Source organism: Bradyrhizobium sp. Ec3.3 (genome assembly GCF_000472925.1).
Lineage (GTDB): Bacteria > Pseudomonadota > Alphaproteobacteria > Rhizobiales > Xanthobacteraceae > Bradyrhizobium.
In genome coordinates this window covers 62,586-78,939 of sequence record NZ_AXAS01000012.1, presented here as the reverse complement: position 1 = coordinate 78,939, position 16,354 = coordinate 62,586, and the positions used below count along the sequence as shown (strand labels likewise).

The window sequence follows — 16,354 nt, the reverse complement described above, 5'->3', positions numbered from 1 at the left end:
GCAGCCGCGAAGGGAAGGGGCTTCAAGAAGGCCGGCGTTCGGGGCGGACCAGGAACAGTGCCGCGAGTGCGGTGAGGCTCAGCGCCGAGGACACGATCAGGACCTTGCTGCCCATGACGTCGATCAAGAGGCCGAAGGCGAGCGGGGCAATGGCCTGCGCCATCCGCGCCGGCGCGCCGATGATGCCGAGCCGGTAGCCGTAATTCTTCGGCCCGAAGATCGCGAGCGGCAGCGTTCCGCGCGCGATGGTCAGAACGCCGTTGCCTGAGCCGTGGAGAAGCGCAAAGGCGCTCGCGCCGGCCGCGCCGAAGATGGCGATCACGGCCGCCCCGATCGGGTGGGTGATGCAGGCAAGCCGCGCCGACCACAGCGGATGAAAGCGGCTCAGAAAGCTCGCCTCGAGAACCCGCGCGCCGACTTGCGCCGGCCCGATCAGGGCGCCCGCGGCAATCGCCTCGACGGGCGTCGCGCCGGTGGCTTCAAGGATACGCGGGAAGTGCACCGCCATCGCGCCGGTGACGGTCCAGGCCGCGGCGAAGACGAAAGCCAGAAGGATCATGGTGCGGTCGAGCGGGATATGCGGCTTGACAGCCGTCGTCGCCGCCTCCCAGGCGCCCTTCACCTTCGGCAGCATCAGGAAGTTGAGCGGCAGGCCTATCAGGATGTGAGCGGCCGCCCAGGCAAAGCAGGTGTCGCGCCATCCGATATGCGAAAGCCCCCAGGCCGTCAGCGGCCAGCCGACGGTCGAGGCAAATCCGGCCACCAGCGTGATGCCGGTGATCGAGCCGCGCGCCTCGGCGCCGTAGATTCGCCCGAGCGCGGCGAAGGCGGCGTCATAGAGTCCGAGCGCCATGCCGACGCCGAGCACGAGCCAGGCGATCGCCATTATCGGGACGGAGGTGGAGAAGCCGAGCAGCACGAGGCCGCCAGCAATGGTCAGGTTCGAGGCCGCGAGCACCTGCCGTCCGCCGACGAGATCGATCTGCCGCCCGATGCGCGGCCCCAGGAGGGCCGAGATCACCAGCGAGGCGGAGAAGGCGCCGAAGATCCAGTTTGCGGAGACGCCGAGATCGCGCCCGATCGGATCGGCGAGGATGGCCGGCAGGTAGTAGCTCGAAGCCCAGGCCAGCGTCTGTGTGGTGCCCAGCGCCAGAATGATCGGAAGCTGTCGCTGGCTCATGTGCTTGCGTTGATCTTGGCGCTTCTGGTCGTCGCCGGCATCGGAATACATCAATCGGCTTTTGCCTCCGCGGCGCGGGCGGCGTCAACATCGCCCACGGCATATTCGATCTGCAAGGGGCGGGATGCTATCCGGGGCCTGCGAGGACGCCATCATGGCCGTCACCATCTATCACAACTGCGGTTTGCGGGACCTCGCGCAATTCGCTCGCCATGATCCGCAGGAGCGGCGTCGAGCCGGAGTTGATCGAATATCTCAAGGAGCCGCCGAGCCGCGCTCGCCAATTGTGCCTGGCTAGAACTGGCGGCGAACTCCACTCGGAGTGTCGCCAAAGCGGCGACGGAAGCTCCTGTTGAAGTGCGAGATGTCGCTGAAGCCCGACATCATGGCGATCTCGGCGATGGTGTGGTTGGCCAGGTGAGGCGCATTGAGGAGCCTTCTGGCATGCAGGAGGCGTTCCTCGGTAAGGTGCTCGGAGAATGTCTTTCCGGTTTCCTCGAGCAACACGCGAACATAGCGCTCCGAGATGCCGAGGCTGCGGCCGACCAGCTCCGCTGACAGCTCCTGGCGCGCCGCATTGTGCCTGATCGCGTTGATGACTGCCTTGAGGCGCGCGGCCTTGATCCCTCGACCTTCCAGCAGGGCCTCCGCATCGGAATGCGGTCCCAGAATCATCGCAACGAGGTCGGCGGTATGTTGGACATAGAGTGCGCGAAGATTCTGGTCCGATGAAAGCTCAACGTCGGCCCGGCTGGCCAGCCAGCTTCTGAGCAGGCGCAAGGAGGGCGTGGCGGCAGAAATATGGAGCGCTGACCTCGACCAATCGGATTTCAACAGAGGGCGCACGAGTGTCCTGTCGATAAAAAGGAACTGGACGCGTGCGTCGTCTAAATACGTCGTGTGACCTTCGAGATCATTGCGGACGATGGCCGCATGGCCTGGCGCCACGTCAAAAGCCGAGGCTTGCTGTTCGACATGAAGGCTGCCGCGGTCGCAAATCTGTATCGTGATCCGATCGCTGTTGTGGCGAGCCTGACGTGCATTGGGGCCGCCCCGCACGTCGGACGCCTGAAGATCAATGGCAATGGCTCCGTCGAACAGGTCGGCTTGCACGGCACAGCGAAACTCGTCCGGCGATCGCGCAAGCCAGTCCACCTCCTCGACGGAGTTGACGGCATCGCGGAAGGCGTTCAAGCGATGCGCCGGTGCAACATTGTCGGTCGAGAATGAGAAACGCGTCGGCGGACCCAAAATCGGATCGGTTGCGCTTTTCCTTTCGGACATAGTGTCTCCAGCCGAATTTGCCACCGATCACGGAATTAGTCACGGCCGCCACCGGCAAATTCGGCCTCAAGACGTCGGCTCCCTCAAGCGAGGCAACCAGCATTAGTCGTTGTTTGTACGCCGGGGTTCATCGCCGTTGCAATGCCGTGTCGTCCAAGGCGCATGTGCCGTCAGGGCAAAGGCGGTCCCTTGGAATGTGCCTCCGGTACAACAGCCGTCTCCATTCTTTCTCAGTGCCGTGCCCGCGCAAACTGTGTGCTGCCCGGTCCAAGACATCTCCGCGGCGATCTGACATTTGCTGAGAGGAGACGGCGCCACGTGCCCGCACTGGCTCTCTTTGAGCGCCGAGAATTTGAGGGTTTCCAGGATGCACGAGTCGAGCCTTGATCTGATGAAGCGGTCCGGAAGAAGTCGGAGGCTAACGTTGCGATTTGCGCAACTTAAGGAGCTGTTGGTCGCGACCGGAGCCCTGGTAGCCGCGCTCTGCGCGGCGTCGACCGCCGAGGCGCAGTCCTCAAATTGGTCCGGGTTCTATCTCGGAGGAAACATCGGGGGAGCCTGGGGCTCGCAACGGACGGACGTGCAGGCTGCGGATTGGTTGTACGATCCACTCTTTCCACCATTCATCGCTTCCGCGGGCTCGTCGAAGAGTTCGCCGTCGAATTTTACTGGCGGTGCCCAAGCCGGGTGGAACTGGCAATCGCAGGGTTTCGTGTGGGGTCTCGAGGGCGATATCCGTGCGCTATCGCTCGCGAGCCACAGCGACACAGGTTACATCAAGGATCCCTATTTCCAGGCGGACTCGCGCTTCCTGGAGATGACAAAGATTGAGTGGCTCGCAACCCTGCGCGGCCGTGCCGGCATTCCGCTTGGAGGCGCGCTGCTATACGGCACCGCCGGGTTGGCGTTCGGCGCTGTCAAATCAACGTACAATTACAACGTGCTGTACTACGGATATGATTCGCATGGTGCCGCGTCGACGGTAGCGACCGGTTGGACGGCAGGCGCAGGAGTTGAGCTGCCCTTGAGCGCCAAATGGACGGTAGGAGTCCAATATCTCCGTTTCGATCTCGGCTCTGTAAATTATCAGTCGAAAGACAAGGCATCCTTCTATCACGAGAAGATTTCCGCCTCGATGCTTGGTGACCTTGTGACCGCAACTCTGAATTACAGGTTCTGAACGCGGCCGCGCCGGCTTGGAGCCGCCTGTATCCTTGGTGGAGGAGGATGGCGAGGTCGTCACGCGCAAGCCCTGAGACCTAAAGCCGTGAGGTCGACGTCTGCCTTTCGCTCGTCACGAATGCACGCCATAATGGCGTATGGAATTGACCTCCCGCCTTGCGTTGATCAACTGGCTGACCAGCCAGGGGCTCACCGGCCTGCCCGAGATCGAGATGCTCCGCGGCTTCTGCGAGCGCTGCCGCGCCGAGGGGATCGAGCTGTCGCGCGGGCTCGTCGTCATCGACACGCTGCACCCGATCTATGAGGGGCGCGCCTTCCGCTGGAGCGATGTGCCGAGCAATGAGAGCGACGTCGTCGAATATGGATCGACGGCGCAGGGCGATCCGGCCAAGAACTGGCGCCGCTCGGTGTTCTATCATCTGCTCGAGCACGGCGAGGACGAGATGCAGATCGATCTCGCGGACACCGCATCGCTCGACTTTTCGCAGATTGGCGAGCTCGCGGACAAAGGCCACCGGCATTTCCTCGCCTTCGTGCATCGCTTCGGCGAGAGCGGCGCGCTCGGCCAGATGGATTGCCTCTATTCCTACTGGACGACGCGGCGGCGCGAGGGCTTTGCCGAGAGCGAGCTCGCAGCGCTGCGCGATCTCGTGCCGGTGCTGGGGCTTACGATTAAGTCCGCCCAGCAGGTCGATATCGTGCGCACGCTCGGGCGCGTCTATCTCGGCCGTGATGCCTCGGAGCAGGTGCTGCGCGGGCGCATCTCGCGCGGCGTCACCGAGCGCATCAATGCCGTGCTCTGGTATTCGGATTTGCGCGGCTCGACCGGGATCAGCGAGAGCATCGGGCCCGACGAGATCATTCCGTTCCTCAACGATTATGCGCAGGCCGTGATCGATGCGATCCACGACGCCGGCGGCGACGTGCTGAAGCTGATCGGCGACGGCGTGCTAGCAATGTTCACAGGCGAGGACATGGCGGGCGCCCGTCGCGCGGCGCTTCGGGCCGAGCATCTTTTCCGCAAGAACATCGTGGCGCTGAACGCGAAGCGGGCCGCCGCCGGCCGCCCGATCACTTCGGCCTATATTGGCTTGCATGTCGGCGAGGTCTTCTACGGCAATATCGGCAGCGAGGACCGGCTCGATTTCACGGTGGTCGGGCCCACGGTCAACGAGGTCAGCCGCATCGCCTCGATGAGCCGCTCGGTCGATCGCGAGCTGCTCGCATCGGCGGAGTTTTACGCGGGGCTCGATGCGGCGGGCCGCCGCTATCTCGTCTCGACCGGCCGCTACGCACTGCGTGGCATCGGCCGCGCGCAGGATCTCTATACCCTCGATCCGGACATCGACACGAGCGAGCCGGTGACGGGCAGCTACGAACGGTATCTGGCGGGTTAGCGTCGGCGTCCCCAACACACTCCGTCATTGCGAGCTCAGCGAAGCAATCCAGAGGCTTTCCGCGGGTGCATTCCTGGATTGCTTCGCTGCGCTCGCAATGACGAGCTGCTAGCAGCGCGCCGTCGCCTCGTCGCCGACCATCTCCGGCTGGCGGTCCAGCGCGACCGCCGGCGAGAGCCAGATCACCAGCGCCTGCACGGCGAAGATCGCGGCTGCGAGATAGAGGCACGCCTCTGCGCTATAAAAGCCGCCGACGATCGCGCCCAGCGCCGAGCCGAGCGGGCGTGCGCCATAGCTCATGATGTTGATGGCGGAGACGCGGCCGAGCAGGCGCGGCGGCGTCACCGATTGGCGCAGCGTGGTGGTCGAGATCACCCAGAGGATCGGGCCGACGCCGAGCAGGAAGAAGCTCAACGCCGCCAGCCATGCGGCAGGCACCAGCACCGTCAGCGCCATCACGAGGGCTGCAACGAATCCGGTCACCGGTCCAAGTCCGACCACCGTGCCGAAGGCGAGGCGCCGCATCACCCGCGTCGCTACCAATGCGCCGATCACCATGCCGACGCCATACATCGCCAGCACCACGCCGACGCCGGTCGCGGACAGGCCGAGATGACGCACCGCGTAAGGCACGAACACCGCAAGCTGGAGGAACCAGCCGGTGTTGAAGATGAACTGGGTGACGAACACCGGCCGCAACAGCGGGTGATGGAAGACGAACGCGGCGCCCTCGCGGATCTCCTGCAGCGGGTGCCGTCGCGGCACAGGTGCGCGCGCGGGCTCGTAGAGGCCGGCGAGCAGCACGACGGCGATCGCCGAAAGCGCGGCGGCGAAGCCGAAGGCTGGGCTTGCGCCGAGCCAGCCGACCAGCGCGCCGCCGAGCGCGGGACCGCTCGCAAACGCAATGGTGCGCGCAAGCTCAATCCGTGCATTCGCCGCGGGCAGGGCGTCGGCCTGCACCAGCGAGGGTACCAGCGCGGGCGCCGCCACGCTGTAGACGACGGTGCCGCAGACCGCGGCAAAGCCGAGTGCTGCGAGCAGCGGCAGGTTGAGCGCGCCGAGCGCAATCAGGATCACGATTGTCCCAAGCGCCGCAGCCCGCAGCGCCTCGGCGCCGGCCATCAGCGCGCGCCGCGAGATGCGGTCGGCGAGCAGGCCGGCCGGAATCGCAAACAGCACGAATGGCAGGGTGAGGGCGGTCTGGAGCAGGCCGGCCTGGCCTTCGGCGACGCCCAGCGCCAGCACCGCAACGATGGGGGCGGCGGCCAGTGCGATCTGTTCCGCCGATTGCGCCGCAAGATTGGACCAGGCGAGGCGGTTGAACGTATCCGGCAGGCTGGGGGGCGTTGACATCGGTCATTCCCTGAAAGTCGATCTAAAGGCCAGTATTCGCCCCCAATGACCGCCAAACCCACCCGCTTCCCGACAAGACCGGTCGCGGGACCTTCCGGGAACCAGCGCGGCTAGATGCAGTTGCAAATGAGTTGCAATAAGAGCCGAGTTCGGTATTCTCTTTGACCCATGGATGCCCGATCACCCGATCTGACCCCCGACGCAGCTGGCTGGCGCACTGACGCGCCCATCACCAAAAGCCTGGCTGAGGTGAACGGCACGGTCGCGATCCCCGCCGCCGCGGCGTGGTGGCGCCGGCTGCTCGCCTTTGTCGGCCCAGGCTATCTCGTTTCGGTCGGTTACATGGATCCCGGCAACTGGGCGACCGACCTCGCCGGCGGGTCGAAGTTTGGCTACACGCTGCTCTCGGTAATCCTGCTGTCGAACCTGATGGCGATCCTGCTCCAGTCGCTGGCGGCGCGGCTCGGCATCGTCACCGATCGTGATCTCGCGCAGGCCTGCCGCGCGACCTACTCGCCGGCGGTGAACTGGCTTTTGTGGCTCGCCTGCGAGGCCGCGATCATCGCCTGCGATCTCGCCGAGGTCATCGGCACGGCCATCGCGCTCAAGCTGCTGTTCGGCATCCCCCTGATCGGCGGTGCGCTGATCGCCGCGCTCGACGCCTTCCTGCTGCTGCTCCTGATGAACCGCGGCTTTCGTTTCCTCGAAGCCTTCGTGATGTCGCTGCTCGTCGTGATCGCAATCTGCTTCGCGATCCAGATCGCCGCGGCGGCGCCGCCGGTAGCGGAGGTGATCCGCGGATTTGCGCCGCGGACGGAGATCTTCACCAATCCCGAGATGCTCTACATCGCGATCGGCATCATCGGTGCCACCGTGATGCCGCATAATCTCTATCTGCACTCCTCGATCGTGCAGACCCGCGCCTACGAGCGGACCGACGAAGGCCGGCGCGAGGCGATCACATGGGCGACGACCGACTCCACGGTGGCGCTGATGCTGGCGCTCTTCATCAACGCCGCGATCCTGGTGGTCGCGGCCGCGACCTTCCACAAAACCGGCCATTCCGACGTCGCCGAGATCGGCCAGGCCTTCGAGCTGCTGTCGCCGCTGCTTGGACTTGGCATCGCCTCGACGCTGTTCGCAATCGCGCTGCTTGCTTCTGGTCTCAACTCCACGGTGACCGCGACACTCGCCGGCCAGATCGTGATGGAAGGCTTTTTGGACCTGCGCCTGCCGAGTTGGGCGCGCCGCCTGCTGACGCGCGGCGTTGCGATCATCCCGGTGATCGTCGTCACCGCGATCTATGGCGAACGCGGCACTGCCGATCTGCTGGTGTTCAGCCAGGTCGTACTTTCCATGCAGCTTCCGTTTGCGGTCATTCCGCTGGTGCGCTTCGTCTCCGATCGGCGCAAGATGGGCAAGTTCGCGATTTCCCGTAGTGTCGCCGCGATCGCCTGGATTGTCGCCGGCGTCATCGTTATCCTCAACCTTAAGTTGTTGTCCGATACTCTGTTCGGGTGAGGGCTGAGGACATCCTTTTCCGAGATCGATCGGTACGCAAACCCCGGGGATACCGTCGTCCGCCACTCGAAAGTGCCCTCAAAAGGCGGGAAAATCGGAACGCATTCGGCCGTTGGACGGAATAATCGAGCTTTGCTTGCGGCCTGACGCCTGGTACCCCGGGCTTTTACGGATTCGTCCTTTTCAATTTTGGCTAGGCGCGTATAATGAATTCAATTTTTGATAGGGGCTCATAATGGCGTTGGTTATTTCAAGATGGTTTTTGCACGCCGCGAAATGATGCGCTGAGATGAGCGCGTCAACCGCGCTTCTCATCAGACATGATCGTCGGCAACGCGCGACTTCGATGGATGGGCGCAGGACGTTTGGTTTAGATCCATTGGTTTAGATCCATTGGGTTTGCTCCAAGGCGGCTGCCGTTCGGGTCAACATAGGCCTCGCGTCTCGAAGGGCAGGACAAAAGGTGCCGGCATTTCGGAATTGGCACCTTCCGAACAAAGGTATGCCGCGCGAAGCGCATGTCGACGTCTTGATTGTTTTACCGGCGGGAAGACTTTTCGCCACGTTTGTCAGGCCCTCCCGCCACTCTGTTTGCGCGCAGGTTCACGTCCTCAAGCGAGACGATGATCATGCGGATGAGCGCCGGTTATTCGTTGAAGCCATTGATGAGTGCGTAGTGCCGTGACCAGGTGTCCTGCTTGCTCCGCCCGAGTTGAACTTGAGCACCGATTCTGCCCGCAATGCGGCGCCGGTCTCAACCGTGCCGCCGACAAGTCTTCCGGGCCCTCAACCTCAGGCGCAACGGAGCGCGAGCCGCGATCCGCTTCGCAACGTCCCAACTCGCGGGCGCAGCTGCTGACCGAAAACAAGCAGGTGAGCGTGCTGTTCGTCGACGTCTGCGACTCGACCTCATTGTTGCAGCACGCGGACCCCGAGGAATCCCGGAACTATCTCGGCCGAACGCTCGACCTGCTTGCCGACGCGGTCGAAACCTTTGGAGGCACCGTCAGCCAATTGCTGGGAGACGGCCTCGTTGCATTGTTCGGCGCTCCGCTGGCGCAGGAAGATCACGCCTTGCGGGCCTGCATGGCCGCTCTGAAGATGCAGAGGGCAACCATTCCCGGCCAGGAGGCGCAAGGCGTCGCCAGCCCGACGCTGCGCATCGGCATCAACTCGGGCGAGGTCCTGGTCGGGATCGTCGGACAGTACCAGTGGTCGCACTACGGTGCGGACGGCCAGACGATCCACATCGCGTCGCGGCTGGAGAAACTGGCGCCCCCGGGCGGCATCTTGATCAGCGCGGCGACGCAGCGCCTCGTCACACTGCAGATCGACACGCGGCCGGTCGGAATAAAGCCCGTGCGCGGATTGGCCGCCCCGATCGAACTTCACGAAGTCGTGGTCGAGACCGAAAGCTCGGCGGCCGCACCGTTGACGCGAAAGCAGCGCTGGGCACCGCTTATCGGGCGCCAGGAGCTGTTGCAGATTCTGGCGGGGGAGCTCGAAACCGTCAGGCAAGGCGCCATGCGGACGGTCGGGCTGCGCGGCGATGCCGGCATCGGAAAGTCCCGTCTGATCGCCGATTGGACGGCCGCTCTCGCAGGCCACGGTGTGGACCTGTGCGTCGCGCAGGCGAGGGGTTATGCAAGCACGAGAGCCTACAGCACCGCGGCCGACCTGATCGCCAGTCTGCTGGAGTTGCCTCGTACGAGCGCGACCGACGTCAAGCAGGCGGCGATGCAATCCTTGCTCGCGAAATGGCCGGCAGAAGGCGCCGACCATCTCGCGGCTTTGAGCGATCTGCTCGGGTTTGCTGCGCCCAATGAAGCTTGGCTGGTGCTCAATCCGGCGCAAAGGCGGCGCCGTATCGGCGAGGCGCTGCTGTGGCTCGTTCGCCAGCGCGTTCGGGCCGGCCCGTTCGTGCTCGTGCTCGAGGATGTGTTCCTGGCCGATCGCGACAGCCGGCGGCTGTTCGAGGCCTTGTTGCCCCGGCTCCAGGGGCTGCAGGTTCTGGTCTGCGTCAGCTACCGTCCGGATTTCGAGCATCAATGGGGACAGACGACGTGGTTCGCCGAGTACCTGGTCGAGCCCCTGCGGGACGGCGAGATGCTCGTCCTCGCGCGAGCCTTGCTCGGCGATGATCCTTCGGTGCTTGGGGTGACCAGCGAGCTGGTTCGTCGCGCCGACGGCAATCCCTTCTTCATGGAGCAACTGGTCATCACGCTGATCGATGACGGATCACTCGAGGGAACGCCGGGTGCCTACCGTTTGCAGCGCCCCCTCGGGGAGTTGCGGGTCCCGGGCTCCATCGCCGCCGTGATCGGCGCGCGGGTCGACAGGCTGCCGGATGCCGCGAAGTCGGCCCTGGAGGCGGCGAGTGTTCTCGGTGATCCCATCACGCGAGAGCTGATCGCAGCCATGCAGGACGAAGACTTTGCGCGGACCGAGGAGCTGCTTGGTCTTTGCGTCTCGTCCGGCTTGCTGACGAGCCCCGATCCCACGGGGCGTTCGCTGGAGCAGCACGCTTTCGTGTTCCGTCATGCACTGGTCAGGGACGTCGTGCTCGGGGCGCTGACACGCGCCCGCCTCAAGGCGCTGCATCGGCTCGCCTTCCTCGCTTTGCTGTCGCAGCCCGGTGCCGAGGACGCCGATGCCGCGCCAGCTCTGGCCCATCACGCCTTCAAGGGCGAGGAATGGGAGCATGCGGCAAGATACGCCGTGAAGTCGATGGCGCGCGCCATCTCGCGCTCGGCCAATCAGGAAGCCCTGCAACTGTTCGAAATGGGCATTGAAGCGGCTCGCCGCGCCGGCGGCACGCGGACTGCGCAGGGCCTTGAACTTGCGCTCCGGCTGGAAGCCATCGGCGCCATGATGGCGCTCGGGCAGATCGACGAGATCTTCAGCAATATGGAGCGCGCCGAGGCCCTTGCCGCACAGTTGGACGACCAACCCGCGCGCGCATCGGTTTCGACGCAGACGGCGGTGTTTCTGTGGATGCGCGGACGCTTCGAACAGGGGCTGCGGCATGCCACGCACGGCCTGGAAGCGGCCCGCCTTGCCCAGCGTCGCCACATGGCGATGGCGGCGCATCAGGCGCGCCTCCTGCACTTTCACGCTCTCGGGCGGTATTCGGAGGCGGCCGCGGAAGGCCGCGTCCTGCTGGCCGACTACGCGCCCGAGTTAGCTGAGCACTACGTCCAACCCGGATGGGCTGTCATCCCCATCATCAACCTGTACGCGTTCCATGCCAGCACGCTATGGCGCCTTGGCGATTGCGAAGCCGGGCACGAGGTCTGCGCTCGCGCCTATGAGATTTTGTCCAAGGTCGATCATCCGTATTCGCGTCTGATAGTCGACACGGTCCAGGCACAGATCTGGGTCGAGGAGGAGGAACTCGACAGTGCGGAGGCCTTGATGCGCACGGCCGTGCAGCAATGCATCACGCACAAGGTGCCGACCACGCTGGCGGCTTGCTGCGGGGTGCTCGGCATTGCGCTTGCGCGCAATGGCAAGGCCTCCGAAGCAGTCTCGGTGCTGGAGAAGGGCTTCGCAGACCGCATCTACGACGCGGCCAATCCTTACGGCAGGACGTTCATGCGCGTCGGCCTCGGTATTGCCTATCGCGCTCTCGGACGGCTGGACGATGCGATCAGCACCGGACGCAAGGCAGTCGACCAGGCGGGCGAACAAAGCGGGCACCGGACGGAAGCCCTTTACGAACTGGCCGTGACGCTGCGGCGCGCGGGCGATGAGCCAGCGGCCGAAGCGTGCTTCGCACAGACCTCCGAGGCGGCGCGTCGTCTCGGCATGCCCTACTACCAGAAGCGGGCCGTTGCAGCGCTTGCAAAGCGACAAGAGGATTGGCACCCAGCATGAAACTCTCGATGTATGAACCCGATGCCTTGTCGCCGGGAGCCCGCAACTTCTCCTATGGTGCCTTTTGCTGGCTCAATCGTCACATCATCGTCCTGCGCGCGGTCGGCGCTGTGCTCAGGCGCTGGCCCTCGCTGGGCGGCAGCATGGTGGCCCGCGCCAGTGCCGTCAAAGGTGTCCTGACAAGGACGCGAAGCTTCTCCAACACGGCGCATGAGGCCAACATGGTCTCCGGGACCTATCTGATCGGCATGGATCCAGGTCCCACCTACGATTCCGACAGGGACCTGGTCCATCAGCGGTTGGCCGCTCTGAACGTTCCAGTCGACTCTGATGATGAGGCCAAGCGACGGATCAATACTGTGAGCCAACCCGGAGCGGGCGCTTTCGATCTGATTGATGATTACCTGATGTGGGTGGTGTTTCATGCCATGAGGCCCCTGTATGGAACGGCAACCGGCGCCGTGGTTGCGGGCTCGGCGGCCCCGGCCGCGGCCGCGCAGGGCAATGTCAATCAGGGCCTGCAACGACAGTACCTGCTGGAAATCCGATATGTCGCGGGGCAGCTCTTGGCTGGCAGCTTGGCGACATTAGGGGTTCGGCGGCGAGCGGAAACCTGCGGGGATGCGCTACAGGCGCGGATCGGTCGCCTAACCGGCCTCATCGGCACGGCGTGGGGTGTCACGAGCTCCACTGCGGACATTGAACGAAACGCGGTGGGCCTTGCCTGGATCTCGCATCCGGTCACGGTGCAGTCCGGAGCTCTTGCCGTGCAGGAGCTCCTGGAACGGCCGAAGGTCTACGAACAGCTACGATCGCAGGCCAAAAGTCTTGGCGCATCCGTCTGGACCGACGCCAATTTCCGCAACGTCGTGCGCGACCATGTGCTCGAGCTGATGCGCTTCCGTCCGATCTTTCCGCTCCTGGCGCGTGACGTGCCGCGGGATACCGAAGTCGAGACCGGCGCGCGACACAATGCCAAGTGTCCAGGCGGCGGGAAGGTCTCGCTCTTGTCGATCGCTGCCCTGTTCGATTCAACCGCGGTTCCTGACAGCGGCAAGTTTTGCCCGCATCGCAATTGGGGCAACGAACATGCCTTGCGGTATCTCATGTTCGGATATGGCTACCGGCAATGTCCTGCCAGGGACTACGCAGTCGAAATCCTGACGAGCGCGCTGATCGGCTTGCTGACCCTGCCCGGGCTGCAGCTGGCGCGCGGTGAAGGCAAGGCCATCGTGTACGACGGGCCGCTGATGTCGTGCATGCGTATGCGTATCCCGTAAGCGCGGAGAAGGACAGCCATGCTCGAGATTGTCCGGCAGCAGATGATCTGCATCGTTGCGCCAGGCTGGCCCGGCGGAGGCGAAATTCCAACGCCCGTTTCTGGCGCGCTGAATGACCTGTTCAAGGATGTCGCGGTAGTGCACTTCGCATCGATCGGGCTCCTGCCGGCCATGGCCGATGCAGCGGAGCAGCGGCCTTCGCTGATGCTCGAGCTTGCCGTCGAGGAGGGTCTCAGCCCATACGACCTGCTGTACCGGCTGATCTACCATTCCGGCGGCGCGATGTGGTCGCTCTTCGGCGGCATGTATTTCCCCAACGTCGAAGAGCCGACGGATCAGCAGAAGCAGCAATTGCTTGGCCGGCTGATGGAATGCCACAGCATCGCCGATGGCGCCTTCGTCGGCGCCCGCGACCGGTCGGTTCGGCAGATCCAGATGGAAGCGGAGCTGCTCAAGCAGACGCGAAACGAAGCGCGGACGCTGAAGCCGAAATACGGCAATGATCGCACCGCGTTCGCCCTGGCGCTGGCACGATGGGCATACACGAACCCCCGCTTCGAGTGGGCGGCCAAACCTGCACCGCGATCCTATTGGCGCGGGAAGGGCGCCGGCATCGGCGCGAAGCTCGCCTATCCAGTAAGCGCGCTCGTCCTCTGGTTCGTCGTGCTCTGGCTCGGCGGGGCGCTTCCGCGCGCCTACAACTGGTTCTTCGGCGAGCCGCATCCCGTCGTGCTGGCGATCGAGGACGCCGTGAGCAAGACGAGCAAATGTCTGCTGGCAATGAGTGGACATTTTCTGCTGGCGGTGTCGGTGATTGCATTTCTGGTCTGGCTGTTCCTGGTCCCGCTCCCGGCGCAATTCGTGTCCTGGAGACGCTGGTTGAAGAGCATTCAGCGCGAACTCGAACGGCCGACTGAGACGATCTCGTCGCTGTCTACCTATGTGGCCGGCTGGGTCATCGGCGTGCCGCTGCTCCTGGCCATCGCCGCGTGCGCCATAGCCTACACCCTCGCTCCTTTGGCCTACGCGCTGGTGCCGGAGTATATGGAACAGACCATCGAACCGAAGATACCGAAGCTTACTGGATTGGAACTCACCGAGATCGCCGTTGTCGCGATCATCGTGGTGCTCTGCATCGGCGCGCTGTTTTCCCGGCTCAATCGCCGGTTCACGACGCTGAGCGAAAGGTTCTTTCATCCACTCGAAGACGACGTTCCTCGCGCCCAGCAGATCCACCCGTCGATCGAGAGATGCGAGGCGCGAGAGGTCGACCGAATTCAGCACATGATCAGCCTGACGGACTTGTGCGGTCCGCAGGGGTGGAGCGCGTGGTGCATCCGGGCTTCCCTGCGCATCGTGACGTTCGCCGGACGGGTGTTTTTCACGCAGGGATGGCTGGGAGATGCGCCGGGCATCCATTTCGGCCACTGGCACATCATCGACAACGGTCGCCGCTTCCTGTTTTGCTCGAACTATGACGGCAATTTTGGCGGCTACCTCGACGACTTCATCAACGGCGCTTCCAGCGGAACGACGCTGGCATGGCGGTGGACGGAGCTGAACCCGCGCGTACCGGCGGTGGCCGGTCAGCCCGGCATTGCGCAGCCGCGCAGCTTCCCGCCGACGCGGTTTCTCATTTACCGGGGAGTGAAGTGCGAGCTGAAGTTCAAATCCTACGCGCGCGACAGCATGCTTCCGAATCTGTACCGCTTCGTGGCGTGCAACGCGACGATCGACGAGATCAATCTCGCCACTGGGCTGCGCGACGCCCTGTTCGGCGAGCGCAACGAGAAAAACGACGACCTGATTATGAGGGCCATCGAAACATGAAGTACGTGAAGCACGCGCCGCATCTTTCCAAGCAGAGACACGACATCCAGGGCATGCTGAAGAGCGGCTTCGGCTGGCTCAAATCCAGCCGCTTCTGGCTGCTGACGATCCGCGACGGCCGCGAGGATCAGGCCCGGGCATGGCTTGCACAACTCGCCAACAGCGGCCTGGTCGTCAGTGCCAAGCGCGTCGAGGAAGGCAAGGCGAAATCGGAAGCATCGATCAGCGAAGCGGTGGCGGTCGCTTTCAGTTTTTCAGGGCTGAAGAAGCTCGGCTGTTCCGAGGCCGAGACGCATCCGTTCCCGACTCCTTTCAGCAGCGGCATGGGGAGCGCGCTGCGCAAAGAGCTGTTGAGAGACACTTCGCGTGATCAATGGCGCTGGTCCGATGTTGAAGGCCACGACGGCTGCCAGACGGTCCATGTTCTCGTAGCGCAATGGTGGGTGCTCGACGAAGAATCACGAATGGAGGCTCCCGATCCAGATGTGTTCGTCATCAGGACCGTCGAAAACAATCCTTGCTCGTTCAAGAAGAAAGAAGACGGCAGACTGCGCGAGCCGTTCGGGTTTCGCGATGGCCTCGCGCAACCCGTGATCCGCGGCCTCAGAGAAGAGGGAGGCGCGTCGCGGAAGCAGGCCGAACGGGACGCCGGCCATTTCTATGAAGATCGTGTCGTCGAGCCCGGAGAATTCGTTCTGGGCTATCGCAACGAGTATGACGAACTCACTTACTGTCCCAATGTGAAGGAGTGGCCGCAGTCGGGAGACCGCTTCACGCTGAACGGAAGCTACCTGGCCGTGCGCCAGATCCAGCAGGATGTCGAGGCGTTCGAGGAGTTCAGGAAAGCGAACGGCCAGGGCATCTGCGAAAAGCTGATGGGACGTCGAATGGATGGCATGCCGCTCGGCTGGCAAGGCCCCCCGGGATCGGATTCGGCGGCCGACGCCTTCCGTTACCGTGTCGAGGATGCAAATGGCTTCGCTTGTCCGAAGGGGGCTCACATCCGTAGGTCCAACCCGCGCGATTCCCTGGGCATCGATGTGCAATCAAGCATCAAGTCATCCAAGCTGCACCGGCTGCTCCGCCGTGGACGGCCCTATCGCGAAGAGACCGACAGCGGCACGCGCGACGGCCTGTTCTTCATCGCGTGCAATGCGGATCTCGAGCGCCAGTTCGAGTTCATTCACCAGCGCTGGGTACAAAACCCAAGGTTCGGGACTCTCCACGACCAGGACGACCCCGTCGTCGGGTCGCTTCCTGACCCCAAAACGTTCACCATTCCCGGATTGCCGAGCGGCAGCGAAGTGACGCTGGCCTCGTTCACCAAGCCGCTCGGAGGCGGCTACTTCTTCCTGCCGGGGATCGCGGCGCTCAACTTCATCGTCAGACATCGCGCCGGCGCCAGGACGGCCGCGGCGCACCAGGCCGAAGCGGCAGTCCCCTGAGCGGCA

General features: G+C 64.0%; 10 protein-coding genes. 7 read left to right on the top strand and 3 right to left on the bottom strand.

Features of this window, described 5'->3' with window-relative positions; all coding sequences use genetic code 11:
- Positions 1 to 22: 22 nt before the first annotated feature.
- Positions 23 to 1,180 carry an MFS transporter gene (locus tag YUU_RS0113870; protein ID WP_027522913.1) on the bottom strand — a complete coding sequence of 386 codons (1,158 nt, stop codon included), beginning with the start codon at positions 1,178 to 1,180 and terminating at the stop codon, positions 23 to 25.
- A 294-nt stretch (positions 1,181 to 1,474) separates the two neighbouring features.
- Positions 1,475 to 2,374: an AraC family transcriptional regulator gene (locus YUU_RS55075; protein ID WP_198031753.1), complete on the bottom strand. Its 900-nt coding sequence runs from the start codon at positions 2,372 to 2,374 to the stop codon at positions 1,475 to 1,477.
- A 457-nt stretch (positions 2,375 to 2,831) separates the two neighbouring features.
- Between YUU_RS55075 and YUU_RS0113860 the strand changes: the two genes are divergently transcribed.
- Complete coding sequence (locus tag YUU_RS0113860) at positions 2,832 to 3,644, top strand: outer membrane protein (protein WP_084801437.1); 813 nt, start codon at positions 2,832 to 2,834, stop codon at positions 3,642 to 3,644.
- Between the two features lie 139 nt (positions 3,645 to 3,783).
- Positions 3,784 to 5,043, top strand: coding sequence for an adenylate/guanylate cyclase domain-containing protein (locus tag YUU_RS0113855; RefSeq protein WP_027522911.1), 1,260 nt, complete (start codon positions 3,784 to 3,786; stop codon positions 5,041 to 5,043).
- A 108-nt stretch (positions 5,044 to 5,151) separates the two neighbouring features.
- Here YUU_RS0113855 and YUU_RS0113850 read toward each other — a convergent pair whose 3' ends face one another.
- Positions 5,152 to 6,396 (bottom strand): MFS transporter, encoded by a 1,245-nt coding sequence (locus YUU_RS0113850; protein WP_027522910.1) that lies wholly within the window; start codon positions 6,394 to 6,396, stop codon positions 5,152 to 5,154.
- A 168-nt stretch (positions 6,397 to 6,564) separates the two neighbouring features.
- Here YUU_RS0113850 and YUU_RS0113845 point away from each other — a divergent pair, with 168 nt between their 5' ends.
- The 5 genes from YUU_RS0113845 to YUU_RS0113820 all read left to right on the top strand — a co-directional run bounded on the left by YUU_RS0113845 (position 6,565) and on the right by YUU_RS0113820 (position 16,348).
- Complete coding sequence (locus tag YUU_RS0113845; protein ID WP_027522909.1) at positions 6,565 to 7,917, top strand: Nramp family divalent metal transporter; 1,353 nt, start codon at positions 6,565 to 6,567, stop codon at positions 7,915 to 7,917.
- An 873-nt stretch (positions 7,918 to 8,790) separates the two neighbouring features.
- On the top strand, positions 8,791 to 11,793 hold the full coding sequence (locus YUU_RS0113835) for an adenylate/guanylate cyclase domain-containing protein (RefSeq protein WP_245288012.1): 3,003 nt from the start codon (positions 8,791 to 8,793) through the stop codon (positions 11,791 to 11,793).
- Positions 11,790 to 13,073, top strand: coding sequence for a cytochrome P450 (locus YUU_RS0113830; RefSeq protein WP_027522906.1), 1,284 nt, complete (start codon positions 11,790 to 11,792; stop codon positions 13,071 to 13,073). Before YUU_RS0113835 ends, YUU_RS0113830 begins: the two co-directional genes overlap by 4 nt.
- An 18-nt stretch (positions 13,074 to 13,091) precedes the next feature.
- Entirely contained in the window at positions 13,092 to 14,903 is a 1,812-nt protein-coding gene (locus YUU_RS0113825; protein ID WP_027522905.1) for a hypothetical protein, read from the top strand.
- A gap of 53 nt (positions 14,904 to 14,956) precedes the next feature.
- Entirely contained in the window at positions 14,957 to 16,348 is a 1,392-nt protein-coding gene (locus YUU_RS0113820; protein WP_245288011.1) for a Dyp-type peroxidase domain-containing protein, read from the top strand.
- Positions 16,349 to 16,354: the final 6 nt, after the last annotated feature.

Excerpts from the sequence above, each read along its gene's own strand:
- YUU_RS0113870 (WP_027522913.1), bottom strand. The coding sequence starts at position 1,180 with ATGAGCCAGCGACAGCTTCCGATCATTCTGGCGCTGGGCACCACACAG.
- YUU_RS0113860 (WP_084801437.1), top strand. The coding sequence starts at position 2,832 with ATGCACGAGTCGAGCCTTGATCTGATGAAGCGGTCCGGAAGAAGTCGG.
- YUU_RS0113855 (WP_027522911.1), top strand. The coding sequence starts at position 3,784 with ATGGAATTGACCTCCCGCCTTGCGTTGATCAACTGGCTGACCAGCCAG.
- YUU_RS0113850 (WP_027522910.1), bottom strand. The coding sequence starts at position 6,396 with ATGTCAACGCCCCCCAGCCTGCCGGATACGTTCAACCGCCTCGCCTGG.
- YUU_RS0113845 (WP_027522909.1), top strand. The coding sequence starts at position 6,565 with ATGGATGCCCGATCACCCGATCTGACCCCCGACGCAGCTGGCTGGCGC.
- YUU_RS0113830 (WP_027522906.1), top strand. The coding sequence starts at position 11,790 with ATGAAACTCTCGATGTATGAACCCGATGCCTTGTCGCCGGGAGCCCGC.
- YUU_RS0113825 (WP_027522905.1), top strand. The coding sequence starts at position 13,092 with ATGCTCGAGATTGTCCGGCAGCAGATGATCTGCATCGTTGCGCCAGGC.
- YUU_RS0113820 (WP_245288011.1), top strand. The coding sequence starts at position 14,957 with ATGCTGAAGAGCGGCTTCGGCTGGCTCAAATCCAGCCGCTTCTGGCTG.